This is a genomic window from Oceanicola sp. 22II-s10i, from assembly GCF_002210105.1.
GTDB lineage: Bacteria > Pseudomonadota > Alphaproteobacteria > Rhodobacterales > Rhodobacteraceae > Pseudooceanicola.
Genome location: NZ_AQQU01000023.1, coordinates 23,404 through 30,136 on the forward strand (window position 1 = coordinate 23,404; position 6,733 = coordinate 30,136).

6 protein-coding genes and 3 pseudogenes are annotated in these 6,733 nt (G+C 59.7%); 4 read left to right on the forward strand and 5 right to left on the reverse strand.

Annotated features, from left to right (window positions below; translation table 11 throughout):
• Window positions 1–43 precede the first annotated feature (43 nt).
• Both ATO6_RS23980 and ATO6_RS23985 read right to left on the reverse strand, forming a co-directional pair.
• Complete coding sequence (locus tag ATO6_RS23980) at window positions 44–955, reverse strand: DUF2493 domain-containing protein (RefSeq protein ID WP_088626467.1); 912 nt, start codon at window positions 953–955, stop codon at window positions 44–46.
• Window positions 956–1,254: 299 nt separating this feature from the next.
• Window positions 1,255–1,773 carry a toprim domain-containing protein gene (locus ATO6_RS23985; protein ID WP_254919267.1) on the reverse strand — a complete coding sequence of 173 codons (519 nt, stop codon included), beginning with the start codon at window positions 1,771–1,773 and terminating at the stop codon, window positions 1,255–1,257.
• Between the two features lie 14 nt (window positions 1,774–1,787).
• On the opposite strand from ATO6_RS23985, the pseudogene ATO6_RS23995 reads away from it, so the two are divergent.
• The 3 genes and pseudogenes from ATO6_RS23995 to ATO6_RS24005 all read left to right on the forward strand — a co-directional run.
• A pseudogene (locus ATO6_RS23995) lies at window positions 1,788–2,731 on the forward strand (IS3 family transposase); the annotation flags it as partial.
• A 195-nt stretch (window positions 2,732–2,926) separates the two neighbouring features.
• Window positions 2,927–3,979: an IS110 family transposase gene (locus ATO6_RS24000; protein WP_088626469.1), complete on the forward strand. Its 1,053-nt coding sequence runs from the start codon at window positions 2,927–2,929 to the stop codon at window positions 3,977–3,979.
• A gap of 16 nt (window positions 3,980–3,995) precedes the next feature.
• Window positions 3,996–4,181 (forward strand): annotated as a pseudogene (locus tag ATO6_RS24005) (IS3 family transposase); the annotation flags it as partial.
• On the opposite strand, the gene ATO6_RS24010 reads toward ATO6_RS24005, so the two are convergent.
• Both ATO6_RS24010 and ATO6_RS24015 read right to left on the reverse strand, forming a co-directional pair.
• The gene (locus tag ATO6_RS24010; RefSeq protein ID WP_254919268.1) at window positions 4,131–4,799 is read right to left on the reverse strand and encodes a hypothetical protein; all 669 of its coding nucleotides are present in this window, start codon (window positions 4,797–4,799) and stop codon (window positions 4,131–4,133) included. The pseudogene ATO6_RS24005 and the gene ATO6_RS24010 overlap by 51 nt on opposite strands.
• Window positions 4,800–4,909: 110 nt before the next feature.
• Window positions 4,910–5,764 (reverse strand): IS3 family transposase, encoded by an 855-nt coding sequence (locus ATO6_RS24015; protein WP_254919269.1) that lies wholly within the window; start codon window positions 5,762–5,764, stop codon window positions 4,910–4,912.
• Between the two features lie 93 nt (window positions 5,765–5,857).
• Here ATO6_RS24015 and ATO6_RS24020 point away from each other — a divergent pair, with 93 nt between their 5' ends.
• Window positions 5,858–6,253, forward strand: coding sequence for a transposase (locus ATO6_RS24020; RefSeq protein WP_176441091.1), 396 nt, complete (start codon window positions 5,858–5,860; stop codon window positions 6,251–6,253).
• 180 nt (window positions 6,254–6,433) lie between these two features.
• Here ATO6_RS24020 and ATO6_RS24025 read toward each other — a convergent pair.
• Window positions 6,434–6,733 (reverse strand): annotated as a pseudogene (locus ATO6_RS24025) (hypothetical protein); the annotation flags it as partial.

Below are 6,733 nucleotides of genomic sequence, written 5' to 3' on the forward strand. Positions count from 1 at the left end.
CCAAAGGTTGCTTCCTTGACCCAAGCCGAGATCGAACCGGGGCCTAAGCCCCGATCCTCTTGATGCGGATTCCGAGCTTGCGGGCCTTGTCGACGATGTTCTCTGTGATGCCCGAACCGGGCGTGGCAATCAGACCCTGCGGTATGGTCTCGAGCATCTTGTCGTTGCGCTTGAAAGGGGCGGCCTTGCCGTGGCTTTTCCAGTCGGGTTTGAAGACCACCTGGGTGACACCTCGGGTATCTGCCCAGCGGGCCGCAATCATCTCGGCGCCCTTGGGCGTACCGCCGTGCAGCAGCACCATGTCGGGGTATTTCGCAAGGGTGGCATCGAGGACGGACCAGATCAGGTCGTAGGCCTGATAGTCGCCGCCAGAGAAGGCGATCCGCGTGCCTTCGGGGCAATGCACTTCGGTTTCCTTACGGCGCTTGGCTGAGAGATAGGCCCGGCTATCCACCACGGCGGAGGTGAGACCACGATGGGAGACCTTGGATCCGGTGCGCGGGAGCCAAGGCGAGCCCGTGGCGGCCGAGAAGTGGTCCACGGCGAGATCGCGCATCTGCTCGAAAGCGTCGCGGTGATCCCAGAGCTTGAGCCCGATCACCTGGAGGCGCTCGAGTTCGACCGAGGCGACCTCGGAGCCGTCCTGGATGGCCAGAATTTCCCGGACCTCGAATTCGTTGTCGTCGAGAAGCTTCTGGATATGGGTCAGCCGGCGATGGAAAATCGAGGTCAGGGACCAGAGCATCTCTTCGAGATTGTCTTCCAACTGGCTGCCGGTGAGGAGGCCGATGGTGGTATCAAAGAGGGTCGCCATGGCGAGTTCGACCTCATCTGGCTGGGGCAGGGGGCGATGATCGGTCTCGCCGGCCCCCGGCGTTGCGCCGTGAAGTGCCAGGTGGTCGAGGATGGCGGAGGTCACGCCGGTTTCCTCTTGGATGTCTGTCTGATGGGGCATTGTCTGGTTCCTCTGATTGATCTGACCCGATTTGGATGGGGCGATATCAGGACCGGCGGCGACCGGGCCGCATCCGTCAGGATCGCAGCGCAGCGGAGAATGCGCCGCGCGCCGGAAAATTGTTCCCGCGAGGAATGCCCTGAAGGGGCAGGGGAATTTTCTGGCGCGGGGCGCGTTGCTGCCCGGGCGAGGGGCACTCAGCCCCGACCCGCTGGTCCATCGCTCCCCTTATCCAAGCGGGATCAGATCGAGCCCGCGGAACCTTTGCCCCCTCGGTCATCACGAGTGGAGACAGGCGCTCACCCGTGCTCGATCTCCAGACCTTGCGCCTTCATTGCCTTGAGAAGAGACCGTCGCAGCGCATCCTTGCCAAAAGCCCGCAGATCGTCGTTGAAATCGCCCATACTTGGCACGAGATCACCACAGGCAATTCCAAGCGATTCCAGTTGGTTACGCAATCTCATAGATGCATAGCGACCAGCTTCGTCATTGTCCCGTGCGATCCAGATAGGTTTGATCCCCGGCGGCGGGATGAAGAGCCCGAGATGGGTGGCAGTGAGACAAGACGCGAGGTCGAACTCCGGGAGAGCCGTGCCGACCGAGAGGGTATTCTCGAGACCTTCGCCGACGATGAGATCAGAGCGCGCCTTGCCGGACCAGAAGCGGATGGCGTGGCCATGCAGTTGCCCGAGGATCCGTTTCGGGCTCTCGATTTCGGCCAAAACGCCGGTGGACGGGTCGAGATAGAACAGCGCACATCCGGTGATCTTGGACCTGTCACGGAATTGTTCCGCTCCTTTGACTTGGTATTTTGCCACAAAGGAGAAACATCATGGCACAGAAACCAACCCCGGAATTCCGCGCAGAGGCAGTGCGGGTAGCGTTGACCAGCGGCCTGCCGCGTAAGCAGGTGGCAGCAGATTTTGGCGTCGGCTTCTCGACGCTGAGCCGTTGGATCCAGCAGGACCGGCGCAATCCCGAGAAACCAGCCGCCCAGTCTGATCTCGAGCGCGAGGTCGCCGAGCTGCGTAAAGAGAACCGTATGCTCCGGGAGGAGAGGGATGTGCTAAAAAAGGCCACCCAGTTCTTTGCGGAGCGAAGCAAATGAGGTTCGCTTTCATCGCAAAGAACGCCGACATATTGCCCGTCGAACGGCTGTGCCAGATCATGGATGTCAGCTCGCGAGGGTATCGGGCCTTCCGAAGCCGCCCCCTCAGCCAGGGCCAACGCAAGGACATGGTTGTGCTGGCTCACATCCGTGAACAGTTCGCCCTGTCTCTCGGCAGCTATGGCCGGCCACGCATGACCGAGGAATTGAAAGAGTTGGGCCTGCAAGTCGGCCACCGCCGCATCGGGCGCTTGATGCGTGATAACGGTATTGCGGTTAGGAGAAACAGGAAGTTCAAGGCGACCACGGACAGCAACCACAGCTTCAACATCGCACCGAACCTGCTGAACCGGGACTTCTCGGCAGCCCGTCCGAACCGGAAATGGGCGGGTGACATCAGCTATGTCTGGACCCAAGAGGGCTGGCTGTATTTGGCGGTTATCCTCGACCTGCATTCCCGGCGGGTGATCGGCTGGGCCGTCAGCAACCGGATGAAGCGTGACTTGGCAATCCGGGCCTTGAACATGGCCATTGCCTTGCGGCGACCATCGAAGGGCTGCATCCATCACACGGACCGCGGCAGCCAATACTGCTCTCACGATTACCAGAAGATCCTGCGCGAGCACGGCTTCAAGGTATCAATGAGCGGGACCGGGAATTGTTACGACTGTGAATATGGTATTGCGGCTTGATGGCCTGACCCATGCTACGATTGACCGCGTGTCATTGTGTTGACGTGTCGACCGTCAAGTCGCCCCGGCAACGGGCGAGATGTGACCTTATAGGAGCCTGACGGGGACGCCCCATCACAGTCCTGTCCCCTCGGATCGGTGCCCGGGCATATCTCAGGCAACGAGGGCACCATGAAGACCGCACACCCAATTATCATCGGCATCGACACGCACAAAGCAACCCACGTTGCCGTCGCGATTGATACGCAAGGCACACGGCTGGCGGCGCTGTCCATTCCGACAAACCCGAAGGGGTATTCGGAACTGGAGCGGTGGTCGCAGTCTCATGGAAAAGTTCTGGCGTTTGGGATTGAAGGAACTGGGTCTTATGGCGCCGGGCTCTCTCGGCATCTACTCTCTCAGGGCCACACCGTGGTTGAGGTGACGCGACCAAATCGCCAGCTGCGATACACGCAGGGCAAGACTGACAGCCTGGACGCAGAAGGCGCCGCAAGGTCCGTTCTTTCCGGACAAGCGACGGCACGTCCAAAGACACAAACCGGGTCGTCCGAGATGATCCGGCATCTGAAAATCGCAAGAGATACGGCCGTCAAGTCGCGTTCACAGGCGATGGTGACCTTGAAAACACTGATCATCAACGCGCCCGCCGAACTGCGCGAGGCGCTGGACCAAATCCGAGGGAAGGTGGCGCTCATCCGGCATATCGCCGCGTTCAGACCGGGCGACATCGATACCCCGCTTGCCTCGGCGAAAATGGCCATGAAAGCGTTGGCGCGCCGTTGGCTGTGGCTGAACGATGAGATCATCGCCCACGACGCCGAGTTGCAACGCCTTGTCACAGAACGTGCGCCGACACTGATGGCCTCGCATGGTATTGCCACATTGACCATTGCTGAAATGCTGATCCTCGTCGGCGACGACCCAACACGCATTCGTTCGGAAGCAGCCTTTGCAAAGCTCTGCGGGGATTGTCCTATCCCTGCATCAAGCGGGAAGACCCGACGTTTCCGTTTGAACCGTGGCGGCAATCGGCAAGCCAACGCAGCGCTCTATCGCGTGGCCATCGTCAGGATGCGAAGCCACGAACCAACGCTTGCCTATGTCAAAAAGCGCACAAAAGACGGGAAGAGCAAAAGCGAGATAATCAGATGCCTGAAGCGCTACATCATCCGTGAGATCTACAGCCAGCTCTGTGTGCCCAAAACAGATGAAATCGCGCCTTGACGAATATAGGAGCTTCAACGCTGCCGTCGAAACCTTCTTCAAGACGATCAAGGCCGAGCTTCTGTGGCACCGGTCCTGGCGGACGCGCCGCGACGCTGAGATGGCCATCTTCGAATACATCAACGGCTTCTACAATCCGCGTCGAAGGCACTCAGCATTGGGCTGGAAAAGCCCCTTGGCCTTCGAACGAAAGGTCGCTTAAATGAGCAATCGGAGCGGCACGAAAGCGTGACAGGTCCATCTGGCCCCGATTGTCCGTGATCTTTGTGAGCAGGGCAGGGGACCTTGTTGCCAGATCAGGATCGTCCTCGCCCTGACGTAGGAAGACCCGCGGATGATAGCGGAGCGCGGGACCGAGGCGCGTGATGCCGCACCCTTGCAGATAGGTGGCGGCCAAGGTGCCAAGAACTGGCTTGCCAGCCGCAAAGAGCTTGCGCGCCCGCGCAATCCGTTTGCTGGAGGCAGTATCGTGGCGCTCAGCCCTTTGGGTTTCACGAGTTACGGCAGGGCAGGGGGCCTCGCCGAGAAAGGACCGGGCCTCCCTTAGCGTTTCCTTGAGTGTCACCGAACCAAGCCGTTCTTGCAGCAGGTCGATCAAGTCGCCAAATTCACCCGTCGCGAAATCTTGCCAGGACCCGGCCTTGCGCCCGCTTTCCGCCTGCAGTCGGATCGCGAGACTCTGTCCCTTTGCTCCCGATGTGTCACCGACCTGCCAATAATTGCCCTGCTTGCGTCCCTCGGGGAAATACTGGCGGCAGAAACTCTCGGCCTGGTCTGCAAGATCGGCCGAGAGGTCTGTGATGCTGCGCCGCGGGTTCATGCGGCAGCATCTGCGACGCTTGCGCCAACTGGATGCTCGGCGAGCACCTGAAGTGGTCCCATCTTTTCGGACAGGTTTGCAGCGTTTCTAAGGTGTATCCGGTTTAGGTTTCATGCTGCGTTTCGCTCTTCCAAGCCCGCCCAATATGCGTCGTCAGGCGTTTGCCGATCAAGCGCCGAAGGGGGCCGTTTGGTGTTGGAGAAGACCATCCAGTTCTTGACGACGCGCCGGGCCTGGAAGCCATCGGAGATTTCCTCAAGGTATATGGCCTCCTGCTTCAAGGATCGCCACAGGCGTTCGATGAAGATGTTGTCGAGATATCTTCCCCGACCGTCCATCGAGATGCGCACGCCCACCTCGGTCAACGTGGTGATCCAGGCCGATCCGGTGAACTGGCTGCCCTGATCCGTATTCATGATCTCGGGCGGGCCGTGCTTGGCGATGGCTTCGTTCAAAGCATCGACGCAGAAGTCGGCGTGCATCGTGTTCGACAGCCTCCAGCTCAGGACCTTGCGCGTGGCCCAGTCCATTATGGCGACCAGATACAGGAACCCATTCCTGACCGGCACAAAGGTGATATCTGCGCACCAAACCTGATTGGGTCGGTCAATCTGCATCTTCCTCAGCAAATATGGATAGACCGGATGCTGGGGGTGCGGCTTGCTGGTTCGAGGACGCTTGTAGATCGCTTCCAAGCCCATCTTCGCCATGAGGCGACGGACGCGATGACGACCCATAACGATCCCTTCCCGGCGCAGATACGCCGCGATCTGGCGTGATCCGAAGAACGGGTATCGGGTGAACACCCGGGCGATCTCTTTCATCATCGCCAGCGTGTCCGCATTGACCCCGACCGGCGTGTAGTAGTACGCAGATCGGCTCAGGCTTACCAGCTTACATTGCTGGCTGATGCTCAGATCGGGATGGTCGTGCTGGATCATCAACCGTTTCTTTGCCGGGCTCACCTTTTGAGCCCTTCCGACAAAAAGATCCTATGAGGGCGGAACGCGCTGTTTGGTTAGCCTGGCCGCATCTGGATTTTTGCGGGAGACCTTTTCATGGACCATAACGATACCATCGAACCGAAGACTTTTGTCGCGATTGAACTGAGCAAACGCAGCTGGGTTATCGGTATTGCCAAGCCTGATCGAGACAAGCCTTCCATATATCGCCTGACCGGTGGCGATAAGTTGGGTTTGCTCGCCCGACTACGACGAACTTCAGACGCCAAGGATATGGTCCTCTGTTTCGAGGCTGGCCATGACGGGTTCTGGTTGGCGCGGTTTCTACAGGCAGAGGGTTATGATGTGCGCGTCCTTGATCCGGCAAGTTTGCAGGTCAATCGCCGGGCCAGGCGTGTGTGGATGCCCCCTGTTTGGCAAGCGATATCTGCGGTTCGTCGGCGGGGTCTTCGATCGGACGTGTGTCAGGCCTCTGAGCGTGGCCTTCCATGACGCCACGGGCCGGTATGCTGTTCGGAAGGCTGGGTTCACATCGGTTCAGAGAGCTGAAAGCGCTCGAGCCCCGGGACTGAATCTCCCGCCTTGAACTTCGAAGTCCGTGTCGCCTACTCCTCGTCGATCGCTCGCCCCGGCCTTGCGGCCATGTCGTGTCCAGCCCTGCTCGGGGTCAGATCACGCCATTCGATAATCCTCTTTCTTCGTTGTCATAGCCCAGATCATGCGAGCCATCTTATTCGCCAGCGCGACGGCCGCGACCATCCTGGGCTTGCGCGCCACCAGCGCAGCCAGCCAGCGGTTTGCACTTCCGCCCTTGCGAACCACCCACCGGATCACGCTCATGGCGCCGACTATCAGAAGGCGGCGGATGTCCGTCTGGCCCATCTTGCTGACCGAACCCAGCCTTGTCTTGCCGCCGGTGTCTGACGTCAGCACCCATCGGACAGATTTAGGGGTTTGAGCAACGGAGGATTT